The following is a 15575-nucleotide window of genomic DNA, read 5'->3' as shown; positions in this document are numbered from 1 at the left end:
CCCTATTTTGACGCGACTTGCCGGGTGGATGAAGCCCGTGCCCAGGCGCATTTGGCGCAGTATTTCGCTCGCCGTTTACCGCATACCTACAAAGCGACGCGCAATCAGCTCATTGGGGTAGATTATTCGAGCAAATGGTCGCCGTATTTGGCTTTAGGCGTCCTCAGTGCGCGGCAAATTTATGCGGCATTGCAGCAGTTTGAACGCGAACAGGGGGCTAACGAGGGCAGCTATTGGCTGTGGTTTGAGCTGTTATGGCGAGATTATTTTCGGTTTCTTCATCTCAAATACGGCCCGCGGTTATATCGTGCTTGCGGGCTAGCGCCGCATCGCCCGGCTCCTGTGCATGATTCGGCTCAATTTACGCTTTGGATGAATGCCGAAACAGGCCATGCCTTTATCGATGCGGCCATGACCGAACTGGCGCACACCGGTTATTTATCCAATCGCATGCGGCAAGTGGTGGCCAGTTATTTAATTCACGATTTAGGCTGCGATTGGCGTGCGGGGGCGGCTTGGTTTGAATCACAACTGGTGGATTACGATGTGTGCAGCAATCAGGGCAACTGGCTCTACTTGGCCGGTTACGGCACCGATCCACGCGGTAGCCGCCGCTTCAATCCCGATAAACAAGCCAACGATTACGACCCGCAGGGGCATTACCGTGCGCTTTGGGCATAACTTAAACGGGTTTGGGCTGAACGCATTATGAATACCCCAGCAAGAGCCGATGGATTTTTAGCCCAGCTGGTCGCAGGCTTAGGCCAACCCTTGGCGTGCCTTGATCTTGAAACCACGGGTGGCCATACCGAACGCGATCGCATCACTGAAATCGGCGTGGTGTTTATTCATCCCGATGGCAGCCAAAGCACATGGTCGCAACTCATTAACCCCGGCTGCACCATCCCGCCGCACATTACCCGATTAACCGGCATCAGCAATGCGATGGTCGCCCATCAACCCCGTTTTTCGTCACTGGCCACGGCCCTGATTGAAAAGCTCGAAAACCATATTCTCATTGCGCATAACGCACGGTTTGATCTGGGTTTCCTCAAACAGGCGTTTCGCCGGGAGGGCATACGCTTTAACCCGCGCGTACTGTGCAGCGTCAAGCTTTCTCGCCAATTATTCCCGCAAGATCGGCGGCACAACCTCGATTCGGTGATGGCACGGGTTGGGCTAACATGTTCGGCGCGCCACCGCGCCTTGGGCGATGCGCAGGTGGTGGCTGATTTCATCACCACCTTGGTGCAAGATCGGCTGGATGACGTGCTCGCCGCCTGTCGCGCGCAACGCCAACAGCCGAGCCTGCCGCCGCATTTGCCGCCCGAGCGCCTGGGTGAAATCCCCAATACACCGGGGGTTTATCTGATTTATGGCGAAGGGCAACTCCCGCTTTATATCGGTAAAAGCATTCATCTTCGTCAGCGCGTGCTGGATCATTTTCGCAACGATCATCGCCAGCAAAAAGAAATGCGATTGGCTCAGGAAGCGCGGCACATCGAATGGATTGAAACGCCGGGCGAGCTATCTGCCCTGTTGCTTGAATCGCGATTAATCAAAACCTTAAGCCCCGTGCTGAACCGCCGGCTGCGGCGCAGGCGTGAACTCTGCACGCTGTTCTGGCAATTTGGTGTGAACAAACCGCCCCGCATCCTGCGGGGGGAGAACGTGGCGATCGAAGGCTGTTATGGCACCTTTCAAAGTGCGGCTCAAGCAAAACTTAAATTGCAAACGTTGGCGAAAGAACACGGCTTATGTGATATTCGTCTGGGGTTACAAAGCGGCTCCGGTCCGTGCTTTTCGCATCAACTCAAACGCTGCCGCGGTGCCTGTGTGGGCATAGAATCCCCGTTGCAACACGATCTGCGCTTGGCCACGGCGCTTGAGGGCTTACGCATCAAGCGTTGGCCGTTTAATGGCCCTATCCTCGTGCGTGAATCATCAGCCGATACGAAATCCGTGCTTCATCTGATTGATCAATGGGTGCATTGGGGCTCGGCTGAGAACGCCACCAATCTCCTTGAACTAAGCAAACAGCCCCAACCGGCGTTTGATCGCGATACCTACCAGATTCTGTTGCGCCACCTGAACCCCGCCAACCTGATCGTCTTGCCTTCACACGATTACTCGCTCGACGAAGTACAAACGTTCTTTGATGCCGTTCCAATAACAGGCGGCTTAAATAGCTCTTTCAGCCGCCTGTTATAAGTCACAAACTGATCTATTCTTGTATAGGATTTGTATAGCACCGACGCGAACGGTGCCACCGAGTCCAATCCGCACTTTTTAGATTGCTTATGTCTGCTTAAGGGAGATCAGCCAATGAAACGACGTCATTTTTTGCAAAGCTGTGCACTAGGTGCCCTTAGTCTTTCAATACCTACCTGGGCGCAATCTTGCCCGCTGCTTGATTTTACGGTTCGCACACTCGATGACGATAAGGAAGTGAATCTATGTAAAACCTACGCCGGTGATGTGGTGCTCGTGGTCAATACCGCGTCCTATTGCGGCTTTACGCCGCAATTCAAAGGCTTGGAGCAACTGTACGCGCAATACAAAGATCAGGGATTTGCGGTTTTGGGCTTTCCGTCCAACGATTTTGCGCAAGATCCCAAAGATGAAAAACAGATCAAGGATTTCTGTGAACTCACTTATGGCGTCAAATTCCCGATGTTCGCCAAAAGTAAAGTCAGAAGAGATGATGCTGATCCACTCTTCAAAACTTTGGCCAGCGCTGCTGGTGGTGATTATCCCACTTGGAATTTTCATAAATATTTGGTTGGCCGAGATGGTGAATTGATTGGCAGTTATGGTTCCTCCGCCACACCCGAGGCGCTCCAACCCATCATCGAAAAAGCACTTGCGGCGAAGGCCTCATGACGATTCGATTGACGTTTTTACTTGCGGCCGGTTTGTTGGCAGGCCTTAATTTAATATGGGAAGTTCCTATTGCCATGAGTGCTCAACCAATTACCCAACCTGTAGTGCCACCCGATACTTATTCAAACAAAGCGTTTGAACAAAATGTTTATGGACAACCATTAACGCCTTGCTCCATAGCCTTGGGCGCCGGTGCCGACCGCAGCGGTTTTTGCCGTTTATCCATTGCGGATCTGGGCATGCACGGTGTGTGCGCACAAATGACTGAAGCGTTCTTAAACTATACCTTGAGTCAGGGGAATGATCTGATCACACCGAGGCCGGAATACCGATTCCCGGGATTAAAACCGGGCGATTTTTGGTGCCTGTGCGCCGGTCGCTGGCAGCAAGCGCTTGACGCGGGCGTGGCCCCGCCCGTCAATCCAAACGCGACCAGTTATGGGGTGCTGGCGACTTTGTTTGCCAGTGATTTGAATCGGCACTTGATCAACCCAACTGAAACAGTAACCAAATAACGTCCCATTCTTGAGTCTTCGTGCCTGAGCACGGATTGCGGCACATTCATCCCGTGTTTTGTAGTTTTGCTTTTTTACTTGAAACGCCAGTCTGGGATACCCAGTCTGGGATACTTGGTAAAACGCTGTTCTTGTTGATCGAAAAACGCCCAACACAAGGTGGTGAACGGACAAGCCGGATCACCCACCTCTGTCGAGACCCGTCTGATCATTAACCTTTGAAACAAACAAATCAGGGCATTTGTCCTGCTACGTATTTAAGGATTAGTTAGGAGTTTGGTGATTCAGCGCCCGTTGTGGGATGCGGTGAATATTCGCATCAGCATAACCCATAGGCCTGGTTTCAAGCTCGACCAAAGAGATGTGGGTTTGTTGCAACAACTCACTGATGCGCCCGTTAAAACGCTGGTCCCTCCTCTCGTTCCCTTGTGGCATCCCTGCCACAAGCCCCTTCGGGGTTTGGCCCTCGGGTACCACCATGCCGTTGGTCTGCGGAGAGTTTGGTGGGCTTAAGCGATGCTCGATACCCTTGTCTTGGGTTACCGACAGACCCCGTCTCAACAGATATGCGGTTGCAACTGCTTCATCCGTACAGGAATACGGCAGTACGCCTACCGACACCCCCCCGCTACAATACATAGATTTATATCTATCTCTAAAATAGAAAATATCGACTGTTATTGATGATATAGACTCGGCATTATGCATTCCACGCGTCAGGCCGCTGGGGCATTTCGCGCAAACCGACCCCTTTACCGGAGGAACTCATGGCAGTTAAAAAGTACAACGCTGGTGTTAAAGAATACCGGCAAACCTATTGGATGCCCGAATACACCCCACTGGATACCGATATCCTGGCGTGCTTCAAGATCACCCCACAACCGGGTATTGACCGTGAAGAAGTGGCAGCTGCTGTAGCGGCAGAATCATCAACCGGCACCTGGACCACCGTATGGACCGACCTTTTGACCGACCTTGACTACTACAAAGGCCGGGCGTATCACATCGAAGACGTACCGGGCGACGACACTTGCTTCTACGCATTCGTTGCCTACCCCATCGACCTGTTCGAAGAAGGTTCGATGGTGAACGTACTGACCTCTTTGGTTGGTAACGTATTCGGCTTCAAGGCACTGCGCGCCCTGCGTCTGGAAGACGTTCGCTTCCCGATCGCCTACATCAAAACCTGCGGTGGCCCGCCAAACGGTATTCAGGTCGAGCGCGACAAAATGAACAAGTACGGCCGTCCAATGCTGGGCTGCACCATCAAGCCTAAACTGGGCTTGTCCGCCAAGAATTATGGCCGTGCCGTATACGAAGTGCTTCGCGGTGGTCTGGACTTCGCAAAAGACGACGAGAACGTCAACAGCCAACCGTTCATGCGCTGGCGTGATCGCTTCGACTTCGTGATGGAAGGCATCCTGAAGGCCGAAGCTGAAACAGGCGAACGCAAGGGTTCTTACCTGAACGTGACCGCGCCGACACCGGAAGAAATGTACAAGCGTGCGGAATACGCGAAAGAAATCGGCGCGCCGATCATCATGCACGACTACCTGACCGGCGGTTTGACTGCGAACACAGGTCTGGCCAACTGGTGCCGTGATAATGGCATGCTGCTGCACATCCACCGTGCGATGCACGCCGTGCTCGACCGTAACCCGCACCACGGTATCCACTTCCGTGTGCTGACCAAAGTACTGCGTCTGTCTGGTGGTGACCACCTGCACTCCGGTACCGTAGTCGGTAAGTTGGAAGGCGACCGCGAAGCCACTCTGGGCTGGATCGATATCATGCGCGACGGCTTTGTTAAGGAAGATCGTTCACGTGGCATTTTCTTCGATCAGGACTGGGGCTCAATGCCAGGCGTATTCCCGGTTGCATCGGGCGGTATCCATGTATGGCACATGCCGGCACTCGTGAACATCTTCGGTGACGACTCTGTTCTGCAGTTCGGTGGCGGCACATTGGGTCACCCTTGGGGCAACGCTGCTGGCGCGGCTGCAAACCGTGTTGCGCTGGAAGCTTGCGTCGAAGCACGTAACGAAGGCGTTCAGATCGAAAAAGAAGGCAAGGCCGTTCTGGAAAAAGCTGCCAAGAGCAGCCCAGAACTGAAGATCGCCATGGAAACATGGAAAGAGATCAAGTTTGAATTCGACACCGTCGACAAACTGGACGTTGCCCACAAGTAATGCCACTGCCTGGGTTGGCTTGCACCAACCCAGGTTAGCCACAAATTTCAGGAGTTATTTCCATGAGCGAAATGCAAGACTACAAATCACGTTTGAGCGATCCGGCCAGCCGCAAGTTCGAAACCTTCTCGTACCTGCCGGCCATGAGCAAGGATGAGATGAAAAAACAGGTTCAGTACATTGTCGATCAAGGCTGGAACCCGGCGATTGAACACACCGAGCCGGAGCACCTGATGGATTCCTACTGGTACATGTGGAAGCTGCCGATGTTCGGCGAGACCGATGTCGACAAAATCCTAAGCGAAGCGGAAGCTTGCCATAAAGCCAATCCAGATAACCATGTTCGTCTGATCGGCTACAACAACTTCACGCAAAGCCAGGGTGCTTCAATGGTTATTTTCCGCGGCAAGACCGTGTAATTGACCCGATAAATTCGAGCGAATGAATTTGACCCGCCCTCCGAGGCGGGATTTTCAGGGCCTTTTGAACCATTTTTTCTGAATAGTCTGCACAGGATCCTCGGTGCCAGGGGATGCCTTGATCCTCAAACAATGCAGCGCCGACTTTTTGTACAGACCATTCAGCAAAAGTGATTCCGCAAACCAACAGGAGAGCCGTCATGTCTGATCTTATGGACCAATATCGTGTGCAAAAGCAGCCCTACTATCGCCCCGTAGCGGACGAAGTAGAACTGTATGAAGCCGCCTACTCCGTGCGGATGCCCATGATGCTCAAGGGCCCCACCGGCTGCGGCAAAACCCGCTTTGTCGAATACATGGCCTATAAACTGGGCAAGCCACTGATCACCGTGGCCTGTAACGAAGACATGACCGCGTCCGATCTGGTTGGCCGCTTCCTGCTCGATGCACAAGGCACCCGTTGGCAGGATGGCCCACTGGCCATCGCCGCCCGGCATGGCGCCATCTGTTATCTGGACGAGGTGGTCGAAGCACGTCAGGACACCACGGTCGTCATCCACCCGCTCACCGATGCTCGGCGTGAACTGCCGTTGGAAAAGAAAGGCGAATTGATCCACGCCCACCCGGACTTCCAGCTGGTCATTTCCTACAACCCCGGCTACCAGTCTCTGATGAAGGATCTGAAGCAGTCCACAAAACAACGTTTTGGCGCGCTGGATTTCAACTATCCCGAACACGCGACCGAAACCGAAATCGTGGCACACGAAGGCAATGTTCCTGCTGAAGTGGCAGACAAGCTCGTGTCGATCGCAGAACGTGCGCGCAACCTCAAGGGTCATGGTCTGGACGAAGGCATTTCAACCCGGATGCTGATCTACGCGGCGTCATTGATTTCGAAGAATGTCGACCCGGCATCGGCCTGCCGTGTTGCCTTGGTGCGTCCGATTACCGATGACCCGGATATGCGTGATGCGCTGGATGCGGCGGTATCGACCTACTTCTAATCAAGAAGAATTCGTTCCCCCGGATATCGCTTTACACCTATCCGATACCCAAATCCCGGTTTACGGCGGTGCGGGTCCCTGCCAGTCAGACTGGCCCCGCCTAGCCTCTTTGGAGGAGCATCATGTCCATTCAACTGGATGAGTACGAGGAAGAACTCGGCGCACTTTCCGAGCATTCCCGCGAAATTCTGCAAGCCTCATGGCAGGAAGCGTCACGCGTATTCAGCCCGCGCGGGTTGGATATGTATCTTGGCGGCGCACTGTCTCTGAAGAACCTTGGCCGTGGCCACGAGATGGTGTCTACGTTCATCCAGAACGCGCCGGGCATTGCCCGTACCCTGGGTGAAGACGTTATTCCCGATCTCGTAGAATCGGCCCTGATGATGGCTTCAAAAACGAGTGGGACCGTCATCGAGCTCGTTTTGGCAACAGCCCCCACCGCAGCCGAGCGTCTGGGTGATGCCGAACTGTTCAAAAAATATCTTTTGTTGCTGAACAACCTGGTGGCCACCGCGCCGCGCGGTGTTCGCCCGATGCTGGAGAACCTGGACACGCTGTTCGCGCACCTTACGCTGGGCGGCCTTCGCCGCTGGTCGAGCTGGGGCGCGCAGGTGCATCGCACCAACTACGCCGAACAGATTCGTTATTTCGGCCTGGAGTCGAAAGAATCGCTCGCCATGATGCAACAGGAGCGCAAAGGCACCCTGTTCGTCGATGTTCAGCGTCGGATCAACATGTATCTGCGCGCGCTTTGGGCTCGCGACTTTTTCATGCGCCCGACTTCGGGCGACTTTGAAAAGCGTGAGGGGTACAAACCGTACATCGAAGATTATCTGCTGCATCTTCCCGACGCCTATGATGATTTCGTCATCGAAGGTCAGGAACCGATTTCCGGGCTCACCCTCTATCGCGCAGCGGCGGCCCATGCGGCTGCACATGTGGTCTACACCCAACAGCCGATTTCCGCCGAGAACCTGAACAATCTGCAAATGGCGGTGATTTCCGTATTTGAAGATGCGCGCGTCGAACAACTGGCCATCAACAAATTCCCCGGCTTGCGCCCGATCTGGTCACAATTTCACACCATACCGGCCACGCAGGGCAACACGCTCGGGGACTACCTGAATCGAATCGCCCGCGCTCTGCTGGACCCGAAGTTCGTCGATGATCATCCGCTGGTGGCACGTGCGCGGGAGCTGCTCGCCGCCGAACAACATCGCCTGGAAGACAATCAGTTCTCATGGGATAACGGCGTTATTCTTGCTCATGAATTGATGTCCTTGCGCATTCCGTTCCAGCAGCGGACCGATGTCCTGACCGCTCCGTACCGTGACGACAACCGTTACTTCTGGGCGTTCGAGGAATTCGATTTCGACAAGGCGGCAGAGGCCGGTTACGACAAGGTACAGACCGTTCGCAAGCAAGTTTCCGTCATGGAAATGGTCAACGAGATCGACAGCGAACTGATCGACGACAACCCGCAGGAAGTCTGGGTTCTGGGCACGGAACTCTTCCCCTACGAAGATCACGGCATCAGCTACAACGAGATGGAAGGCAAGGAACCGGTTTCCGCGCCCTACCACTACAGTGAATGGGATTACCAGATTCAGCATGAACGGCCAAGCTGGGCCACCGTGCTGGAAAAACGTCCCAAATTCGGTGAGCTCGACCTCATCGATGACATTGCCGCCCGCTACAAGCGCGAAATCAGCCGCATGAAGTTCCTGCTCGATGCCATGCAACCACAGGGCGTGCAGCGCATTCGCAAGCTCGAAGACGGTGACGAGGTCGACATCAACGCCGCCATTCGCGCCATGATCGATATTCGTATGGGGAACCAGCCCGATCCACGCATCATGATGCGTTCTGTCCGTAAAACCCGTGATATTTCCGTGATGGTGCTGCTGGATTTGTCCGAGTCGACCAATGATAAGGTTGTCGGTCAGGATCACACTGTGCTTGATCTGACACGACAGGCCTGCGTGCTGCTGGCCGATGCCATTGCCAAGATTGGTGATCCATTTGCGATTCATGGCTTCTGCTCCGATGGGCGCCATGATGTCGAGTACTATCGCTTCAAGGATTTCAACGAGTCCTATCACGACGAAGCAAAGGCCAAACTCGCGGGAATGACCGGTCAGCTTTCAACTCGCATGGGAGCTGCGATCCGCCACGCCAGCCATTATCTCAAGCAGCAACGCTCTACCAAGAAGCTGATGCTCGTGATCACCGATGGCGAACCGGCGGATATTGATGTCCGTGATCCGCAATACTTGCGTCAGGACACCAAGAAGGCGGTTGAGGAAGCGGCGCGTAGTGGCGTCATCACCTACTGCATGAGCCTTGACCCGCGCGCGGATCAGTATGTCTCACGTATCTTCGGCGCACGTAACTACATGGTGGTCGATCAAGTCGAGCGACTGCCTGAGAAGCTGCCGTTGCTGTATGCTGGCCTGACGCGATAATTCGCTCCCCTTAAGTAAGCTCTGAATAACGCCATCCTGGCGTTTTCAGAGGGCGAAAATCAAAAAGTGTTTTTTTTATTTTCTTCATGAACCTCTGATTAAATCAAAGGTTCCTTAACTTTTTTCGAGTAACGCATGAACCAGAAAACCTATGTCGGCATTTATAACGATGAACAGGGCGGCATGACCCATATCGCCAAAGTCATCCGGGATGCATGGGTATTTGATCTGATTCCTGAAACAGAAACCTGCGAGGGTTGGCTACCTGCGCAGATCCAGGTTCTATACGAAAAAGTGTATGCCGCCTGGGAACCCTACGCCCATCTGCCAAGCCGCCTGCCGCCAGAGTTGCAAGCCAAATTCATGCGCATCAATGAAGAAGCCATCGCACGTGGTCGCAGCCAAGGCTGGGATCCTGAACTGGGGGATGACGACTGAGTTTGTCGCTGGTGCGCTGAACGCTCATGCCTTCATATGATTCTGTTTAGGCGCACCTTCTCTTCTAACTTGATTCTTTACTTCTGAAAGGCAGCACTTCTCCCTGCTTCTTTTCGTATTGCATCCGATTGACTTCCTGAAGCAAGGCTTCATGCACGGCCGATTCAAGGCGCGACATCAACCCCGGGCCTTCCTCCGTGTAAAACATCGCCTCAAAAGGCACCGCCTCATCTATCGCAGAGCGTGATTGGGGACGGAACTTCTGCCAGGCTACCTCGATCAGATGTTTCTTTTCACCGTCGACGAACACCCACTCTTCGGCATCGAGAATGGCCAGAAACTGCATACTGCGAATAGGTAGAAAGACCACACCATCGGGATTTTTTGCCAGCAGGGTGTGCCCCATGTTGTAGGTCTGCGCCCGCAGGGTTCGTGACGCGGACGACACGGCTTCATCACGATACAAAGAGATTTCCATCACGCACCCTCCCGTTCAGTGGTTGTCCAATCCGAAAATGAAATGCTCATGCTCGAATAACCAATTCCTGTTAGAGTTTAGCCCGAAATTTACGCCAGAAATGGCCCCGACAGAGCCTCTTCATGCTGACTTACCCCAATATCGATCCCGTCGCCCTGTCCCTTGGTCCACTGAAAGTACATTGGTATGGTTTGATGTACTTGGTGGGCTTTGTCGGTGCCTGGGCGCTTGGGCGCTACCGCGCCGCCAAACCCGACTGGCCACTGAGTCCATTACTGGTAGACGACCTTATTTTTTACGGTGCGCTTGGTGTCATATTGGGCGGTCGAATCGGCTATATGGTGTTTTATCAGGCGCCAGAGCTGATTCACCATCCCTTGACCATTTTCCAGGTCTGGGATGGCGGCATGAGCTTTCACGGCGGGTTGATCGGCGTCATGACCGCCATGGCCTTGTTCGCCCGCAAATACAAACTGCACTTCTTTACCTTGATGGACTTCATTGCGCCACTGGTACCGATCGGCCTGTTCGCCGGGCGTATCGGCAATTTCATCAATGGTGAATTGTGGGGCAAGGTAACGACGCTTCCCTGGGGCATGGTCTTCCCGACCGGCGGCCCGTTGCCAAGACAGCCTTCAATGCTTTATGAAGCCTTTGCCGAAGGGATTCTGCTGTTTTTGATCCTTTTCTTCTTTTCAATGAAGCCGCGGCCGCGCATGGCCGTTTCAGCCGTGTTCCTGATTTTCTATGGCACATTCCGTTTTCTGGTTGAATTCGTGCGCGAGCCCGACCCACAACTCGGCTACTTGTGGGGCGGCTGGCTCACCATGGGGCAAGTCCTTTCGTTCCCCATGGTTCTGATTGGCCTCGCCATGTTGTGGTATGCCTATCACAAACACATCATGGATCGACCACTCAATGCGCCTACTGTTTCGGAGAAAAACAAATGAAGCAATACCTCGATTTACTTCAGAAGGTAATGGAGCACGGCGTTGATCGGGGGGACCGTACCGGGACGGGCACGAGATCCCTATTTGGACACCAGATGCGTTTTGACCTCGAAGCGGGATTCCCAGCGCTGACCACCAAAAAACTGCACTTGCGCTCGATTATCCATGAGCTTTTGTGGTTTATTCAGGGCGACACCAACATCCGTTATCTGCAGGAAAACGGCGTACGAATCTGGGACGAGTGGGCCGATGCGGCAGGCAACCTTGGACCGGTTTACGGCAAACAATGGCGCTCCTGGGCCACGCCCGATGGCCGCACCATCGACCAGTTGAGTCAGGTTATCCACGACATCAAGACAAACCCAGAATCGCGCCGCCTGATCGTCACGGCCTGGAACCCGGCGGATGTGCCGAATATGGCGCTGCCGCCCTGCCATCTGCTGTTCCAGTTTTATGTCGCCAATGGCAAGCTTTCCTGCCAGCTTTATCAACGCAGTGCCGATATTTTCCTGGGTGTGCCATTCAATATCGCAAGTTACGCCCTGCTTACCCTCATGATTGCGCAGGTCACCGATCTGACGCCCGGCGAGTTCGTCCATACACTGGGCGATGCGCACATCTACCACAACCATTTTGAACAGGCGCATACCCAACTTGAGCGCACACCGGGCAAATTACCGACCATGAGAATCAATCCGGAACGTCGCTCAATCGAGTCGTTCGTATTCGATGATTTCGTGCTTGAATACTATGCACCCTTGCCGCATATCGCAGCTCCAGTTGCCGTATAATCAGGCCAAAATCAGAGCGAGGCCACAAAATGTCGGGTTTATCAACAGGTCATAAGTTCATCGAAAAGCTCGGCAACGAGCTCAATAACATTGCCCACGTTTTACTCTTGTTCGTTTTGTGGGTGGCCGTGCTTTGGTCAACCACCGCATCGGTCATCGACATCCTGCACAAGGGCACGCCGTCTCTCGACGACCTGCTCCTGTTCTTCATTTACCTTGAAATACTCGCGATGATCGGGATTTATTTCCAGACCAAGCGTATGCCCGTGCGGTTTTTGATCTATATCGCCATCACCGCGATTACCCGGGTGCTCGTGGTCGATATCAAAACCATGAGCAATATCACCATCATTACCTATACTGGCGCCATTGCCTTGCTGGCCATCGCCATTCTCGTCATCAAGTTCAGTTCCGCAAGATTCCCGGGCGGATCATCGGATCAGTCATGAAAATAGGATTAGTCGCCGCACTTTCGCGCAATCAGGTCATCGGGCGCAACAACGCCCTGCCTTGGTCGCTACCGGCCGATTTGCAGCGCTTCAAAAAGATCACCATGGGCAAGCCGATTATCATGGGGCGCAAAACCTATGACTCCATCGGCCGCCCGCTGCCGGGGCGAAAAAACATCGTGATCAGCCGGAATCCCGATTTTCACGCCGAAGGGGTGACGGTCGTTGATAGCCTGGATGCAGCCCTCGAAGCAGCAGATCAGGCCCCAGAAGTCATGGTGATTGGTGGCGCGAATATTTATTACCAGTTTCTGCCGCGTGCGGATCGACTCTATTTCACGCTGGTACACACGACCATCGATGATGGTGATGCCTTTTTTCCAGCGTACAACCGTCGCGACTGGCGTCTGGTTATCGAAGAAAATCATCCCGCTGATACAGAAAACCCCTTCCCATACAGTTTCATGACCTGGCAGCGCATCACCACGCACAAGAATAAATCCGACACGCCTGAATCGAAGTCTATTTAACGCAGACAATTCAATGTGGCAGTCGCGCGCTGCATGTCATATCATCGTCACATCAGCTTTTACAGCCGCCAAGCGCCAAAAAGCGTGCTAGGAGCATCCATGATCGATTTACGCGATGATTTCAATTACCAACCCGAACTGATCGAAAGACTCAACCGTCTGTATGCGGTTGTCAATCAGAACCGATACATCTATGCCACATTGATGGCGCTTGCGGGTGGGTTTTTCCTGATGCAATGGCTATTGCTGGTCAATCAGGCCTCAGGTTATCCGTGGCTTGGCATTCCCGTACTGATGGCAGCGGTCTGGTTCAGTCTGACACCGGCAGAAATCATTGCCAAGACGTTGGCATGGTCCGTTCGATTACAAAATGGTTTTCTATCATTTCGCGATTTGAACTGGATGCAGGCCATGACCAAGAAGCATCCAAGTCTCCTTCCCGGCGCGGAGCGTTATCTGCAATCCCCCTCGCCTGTTCCTCTTGATGCATTGCGACAGTTCTGGCCCGCGTTGATTCGCGCCGAAGAGCAAAACCCCTCGCATTGATTGGCCCGCGCCGCGGATTGGCGATGGAATATACACCCGGACACACCCGATGCGCTGTCACGTCGATCGCTCATCCAGTTGCCTGCGCGGGTTGGGCTGAACTTCAGGGTTGACCGAATTCCTGCAATGCCGCGTCAATCCGCTCGATTAGCTCTTCCGAATGCTCATCGTGGGTGGGTTGGCGCAGGCTGGCGGGGTTATGTTCAATCAATTCACGCGCGATATTCAGGGCAGCGAGCACGGCGACACGCTCGGTGCTGAGTGTTTGGCTGTTCTTTTTGACCTGCGCCATGGCCTGATTAACGTAATCGGCCGTACGGAACAGGATGGCCTGCTCTTCTGGCGGACAGGCAATCCGGTAGTCCTTTTCAAGAATACGAACGGTGAGTGGTTTTGAAGCGCTGTTCATACGGTCTATTCTTCCATCTGTCTGATCTGTTCGACCAGTTGTTGTATTTGCTGCTGTGTATGCGACAAAACGCGCCGGAGTTGCGTATTTTCTTCCGCGAGTCGATCGGCGGTTTCCTGATATTCCCTTCGCCGGCGATCCAATGTCTTGCAGGTTTGAATCAGACGTTCTACTCGTAAGGTAAGTGGATCAGCCGACGCGCCGCCAGCCATCGAATCGGCAAGGTTGTCGTTATCAATCGAGTGCTGGTCAGATGAGTCGGCGGTGGCGGCTGACATGCGCATTTTCCTGAATAGTAAAGTATGAATAAACCGTTCTGAACCCAAGTGAGTTTTGATGCGACTTTTCTGACGGTAAAAGCACCAAGCAGGACAATTGGAGGGATCACGAACTGGTCCAGTCTATCATTTTGTCGCCAATACGCTGACAATATCCCTTTCCCAAGAACTCATCCAGTCTGCTGGCGAATTTTTTCTAGCGAGTGTTTATGCCTGTTCATTATCCCCAACTCAGAGACGATTTACATGATATCGACGCGGTGCTCAGCCCCAGTGAAGCACAGGGAACCCTGATCGGACTATGGCTGGGCAAAGGACATGCGTCGGAGTCGGAATGGTTGTCCGAATTATCAGACGAGGCATCACCAAACATCATGCCAGCGAGTCTGAAAGCCATGTACGCCGAGGTCATCAATCAGATCACCACCGCAGACAATCTCGGCCTGAGTCTGATTTTCCCGGAAGACGATCAACCCTTTGGCGACCGCCTGATGGCACTGATCGAGTTCGCACAGAGTGTGCTGTATGGCTACGCTATCGGCAAAGGCCCCGACCCGGCCCAACTCTCGCCCGAAGCCAAAGAAGTATTCGATGATCTGCAGGCGATCGCCGCGCTGGATGATGAAGTCGATCATACGCACGATGATGAAGAAGATGAGATCAACCTGTACGAGATCATCAACTATCTGAGCGCGGCCCTGATTGTGATGTACATCAACATACATCCGCCCGTTCCCAGTGACGGCACCGCGTCACGCCCCCACTAAACTTAAGGAAGATCACATGGCCGTCAATACGTTGAGTGCACTGGATCAATCTGAATACGGCAAGCGTCGACGGCGCCTGTTGAAAATAGTCGGCCGCAAATCTGCAGTCCTGGTGCCTGCAACGACAGAGATCATTCGTAATAACGACAATCCCTACCCGTTCCGCCAGTCGAGCGATTTTCTTTACCTCACGGGGCTGAATGAACCGGACGCACTGCTTGTGCTTTGCCCCAAGCGGGCGGAGGGTGAGGTCATCCTGTTCTTGCATCCAAACGACCCCGAACGCGCACGCTGGGACGGCCCGCGTGCCGGGCTTGAAGGTGCGCGACGCGTGTACGGCGCCGATCAGGCTTTCGCGCTGGATGAGCTTGACGATGTACTTCCAGAATTGCTCGTCGGCTATGAGCGCATCACGCTGCCCTTCTCCGATCACGAACTGATGCAGAGTGCGCTGGGATGGCTGG

The 15575-nt window shown here is 53.7% G+C and carries 20 protein-coding genes; 16 read left to right on the top strand and 4 right to left on the bottom strand.

The genetic code is table 11. The annotated features are described in order from the left end of the window. The 4 genes from M7R55_RS06535 to M7R55_RS06520 all read left to right on the top strand — a co-directional run. A partial coding sequence (locus tag M7R55_RS06535) for a DASH family cryptochrome (protein ID WP_298219559.1) occupies positions 1–681 on the top strand: 681 nt, incomplete at its 5' end. A gap of 27 nt (positions 682–708) precedes the next feature. Next, on the top strand, positions 709–2211 hold the full coding sequence (locus tag M7R55_RS06530; RefSeq protein ID WP_298219557.1) for an exonuclease domain-containing protein: 1503 nt from the start codon (positions 709–711) through the stop codon (positions 2209–2211). A 30-nt stretch (positions 2212–2241) separates the two neighbouring features. Next, positions 2242–2883 (top strand): glutathione peroxidase, encoded by a 642-nt coding sequence (locus tag M7R55_RS06525; protein WP_366881161.1) that lies wholly within the window; start codon positions 2242–2244, stop codon positions 2881–2883. Between the two features lie 74 nt (positions 2884–2957). After that, complete coding sequence (locus tag M7R55_RS06520) at positions 2958–3398, top strand: DUF2237 domain-containing protein (RefSeq protein ID WP_298219555.1); 441 nt, start codon at positions 2958–2960, stop codon at positions 3396–3398. Between the two features lie 264 nt (positions 3399–3662). Here the strand turns inward: M7R55_RS06520 and M7R55_RS06515 are convergent, their stop codons facing one another. Next, positions 3663–4019: a hypothetical protein gene (locus tag M7R55_RS06515; RefSeq protein ID WP_298219554.1), complete on the bottom strand. Its 357-nt coding sequence runs from the start codon at positions 4017–4019 to the stop codon at positions 3663–3665. Positions 4020–4165: 146 nt separating this feature from the next. On the opposite strand from M7R55_RS06515, the gene M7R55_RS06510 reads away from it, so the two are divergent. From M7R55_RS06510 to M7R55_RS06490, 5 genes are all read left to right on the top strand, one after another. Further along, positions 4166–5587, top strand: a complete 1422-nt coding sequence (locus M7R55_RS06510) for a form I ribulose bisphosphate carboxylase large subunit (protein WP_298219553.1) — start codon at positions 4166–4168, stop codon at positions 5585–5587. 62 nt (positions 5588–5649) lie between these two features. Then, the gene (locus tag M7R55_RS06505; protein WP_298219552.1) at positions 5650–6006 is read left to right on the top strand and encodes a ribulose bisphosphate carboxylase small subunit; all 357 of its coding nucleotides are present in this window, start codon (positions 5650–5652) and stop codon (positions 6004–6006) included. Positions 6007–6206: 200 nt separating this feature from the next. Beyond that, positions 6207–7010, top strand: a complete 804-nt coding sequence (locus M7R55_RS06500) for a CbbQ/NirQ/NorQ/GpvN family protein (protein ID WP_298219550.1) — start codon at positions 6207–6209, stop codon at positions 7008–7010. Between the two features lie 122 nt (positions 7011–7132). Then, the gene (locus M7R55_RS06495) at positions 7133–9475 is read left to right on the top strand and encodes a nitric oxide reductase activation protein NorD (RefSeq protein ID WP_298219548.1); all 2343 of its coding nucleotides are present in this window, start codon (positions 7133–7135) and stop codon (positions 9473–9475) included. Positions 9476–9610: 135 nt separating this feature from the next. Further along, a complete protein-coding gene (locus tag M7R55_RS06490; protein ID WP_298219546.1) occupies positions 9611–9913 on the top strand; it encodes a hypothetical protein in 303 nt (100 codons plus the stop codon). 64 nt (positions 9914–9977) lie between these two features. Here the strand turns inward: M7R55_RS06490 and M7R55_RS06485 are convergent, their stop codons facing one another. Further along, entirely contained in the window at positions 9978–10391 is a 414-nt protein-coding gene (locus M7R55_RS06485; RefSeq protein ID WP_298219545.1) for a hypothetical protein, read from the bottom strand. A gap of 122 nt (positions 10392–10513) precedes the next feature. Between M7R55_RS06485 and lgt the strand changes: the two genes are divergently transcribed. The 5 genes from lgt (at position 10514) to M7R55_RS06460 (ending at position 13657) form a co-directional block, all read left to right on the top strand. Then, complete coding sequence (gene lgt, locus M7R55_RS06480; protein ID WP_298219543.1) at positions 10514–11341, top strand: prolipoprotein diacylglyceryl transferase; 828 nt, start codon at positions 10514–10516, stop codon at positions 11339–11341. Beyond that, positions 11338–12132, top strand: a complete 795-nt coding sequence (locus M7R55_RS06475; RefSeq protein ID WP_298219541.1) for a thymidylate synthase — start codon at positions 11338–11340, stop codon at positions 12130–12132. The genes lgt and M7R55_RS06475 overlap by 4 nt, the downstream gene beginning before the upstream one ends. Positions 12133–12161: 29 nt before the next feature. After that, entirely contained in the window at positions 12162–12581 is a 420-nt protein-coding gene (locus M7R55_RS06470; RefSeq protein ID WP_298219539.1) for a phosphate-starvation-inducible PsiE family protein, read from the top strand. After that, positions 12578–13111 carry a type 3 dihydrofolate reductase gene (folA, locus tag M7R55_RS06465; protein WP_298219537.1) on the top strand — a complete coding sequence of 178 codons (534 nt, stop codon included), beginning with the start codon at positions 12578–12580 and terminating at the stop codon, positions 13109–13111. The genes M7R55_RS06470 and folA overlap by 4 nt, the downstream gene beginning before the upstream one ends. Before the next feature lie 99 nt (positions 13112–13210). Next, positions 13211–13657, top strand: a complete 447-nt coding sequence (locus tag M7R55_RS06460) for a hypothetical protein (RefSeq protein ID WP_298219536.1) — start codon at positions 13211–13213, stop codon at positions 13655–13657. Positions 13658–13760: 103 nt separating this feature from the next. On the opposite strand, the gene M7R55_RS06455 is transcribed toward M7R55_RS06460, so the two are convergent. Beyond that, complete coding sequence (locus M7R55_RS06455; RefSeq protein ID WP_298219534.1) at positions 13761–14066, bottom strand: cell division protein ZapA; 306 nt, start codon at positions 14064–14066, stop codon at positions 13761–13763. Positions 14067–14071: 5 nt separating this feature from the next. Then, the gene (locus M7R55_RS06450; RefSeq protein ID WP_298219532.1) at positions 14072–14344 is read right to left on the bottom strand and encodes a hypothetical protein; all 273 of its coding nucleotides are present in this window, start codon (positions 14342–14344) and stop codon (positions 14072–14074) included. Between the two features lie 209 nt (positions 14345–14553). Between M7R55_RS06450 and M7R55_RS06445 the strand changes: the two genes are divergently transcribed. Further along, entirely contained in the window at positions 14554–15111 is a 558-nt protein-coding gene (locus tag M7R55_RS06445; RefSeq protein ID WP_298219531.1) for a UPF0149 family protein, read from the top strand. A 16-nt stretch (positions 15112–15127) separates the two neighbouring features. Beyond that, on the top strand, positions 15128–15575 hold a 448-nt coding region (locus M7R55_RS06440), incomplete at its 3' end, for an aminopeptidase P N-terminal domain-containing protein (RefSeq protein WP_298219530.1).

Source organism: Halothiobacillus sp. (genome assembly GCF_027346185.1).
Classification (GTDB): domain Bacteria; phylum Pseudomonadota; class Gammaproteobacteria; order Halothiobacillales; family Halothiobacillaceae; genus Halothiobacillus.
This window is presented reverse-complemented; position numbering and strand designations above follow the sequence as displayed.

Bases quoted from the DNA above. Each gene is read 5' to 3' on its own strand.
- M7R55_RS06530 (WP_298219557.1), top strand. From the start codon at position 709: ATGAATACCCCAGCAAGAGCCGATGGATTTTTAGCCCAGCTGGTCGCA.
- M7R55_RS06520 (WP_298219555.1), top strand. From the start codon at position 2,958: ATGAGTGCTCAACCAATTACCCAACCTGTAGTGCCACCCGATACTTAT.
- M7R55_RS06510 (WP_298219553.1), top strand. From the start codon at position 4,166: ATGGCAGTTAAAAAGTACAACGCTGGTGTTAAAGAATACCGGCAAACC.
- M7R55_RS06505 (WP_298219552.1), top strand. From the start codon at position 5,650: ATGAGCGAAATGCAAGACTACAAATCACGTTTGAGCGATCCGGCCAGC.
- M7R55_RS06500 (WP_298219550.1), top strand. From the start codon at position 6,207: ATGTCTGATCTTATGGACCAATATCGTGTGCAAAAGCAGCCCTACTAT.
- M7R55_RS06495 (WP_298219548.1), top strand. From the start codon at position 7,133: ATGTCCATTCAACTGGATGAGTACGAGGAAGAACTCGGCGCACTTTCC.
- M7R55_RS06490 (WP_298219546.1), top strand. From the start codon at position 9,611: ATGAACCAGAAAACCTATGTCGGCATTTATAACGATGAACAGGGCGGC.
- M7R55_RS06485 (WP_298219545.1), bottom strand. From the start codon at position 10,391: ATGGAAATCTCTTTGTATCGTGATGAAGCCGTGTCGTCCGCGTCACGA.
- lgt (WP_298219543.1), top strand. From the start codon at position 10,514: ATGCTGACTTACCCCAATATCGATCCCGTCGCCCTGTCCCTTGGTCCA.
- M7R55_RS06475 (WP_298219541.1), top strand. From the start codon at position 11,338: ATGAAGCAATACCTCGATTTACTTCAGAAGGTAATGGAGCACGGCGTT.
- M7R55_RS06470 (WP_298219539.1), top strand. From the start codon at position 12,162: ATGTCGGGTTTATCAACAGGTCATAAGTTCATCGAAAAGCTCGGCAAC.
- folA (WP_298219537.1), top strand. From the start codon at position 12,578: ATGAAAATAGGATTAGTCGCCGCACTTTCGCGCAATCAGGTCATCGGG.
- M7R55_RS06460 (WP_298219536.1), top strand. From the start codon at position 13,211: ATGATCGATTTACGCGATGATTTCAATTACCAACCCGAACTGATCGAA.
- M7R55_RS06455 (WP_298219534.1), bottom strand. From the start codon at position 14,066: ATGAACAGCGCTTCAAAACCACTCACCGTTCGTATTCTTGAAAAGGAC.
- M7R55_RS06450 (WP_298219532.1), bottom strand. From the start codon at position 14,344: ATGTCAGCCGCCACCGCCGACTCATCTGACCAGCACTCGATTGATAAC.
- M7R55_RS06445 (WP_298219531.1), top strand. From the start codon at position 14,554: ATGCCTGTTCATTATCCCCAACTCAGAGACGATTTACATGATATCGAC.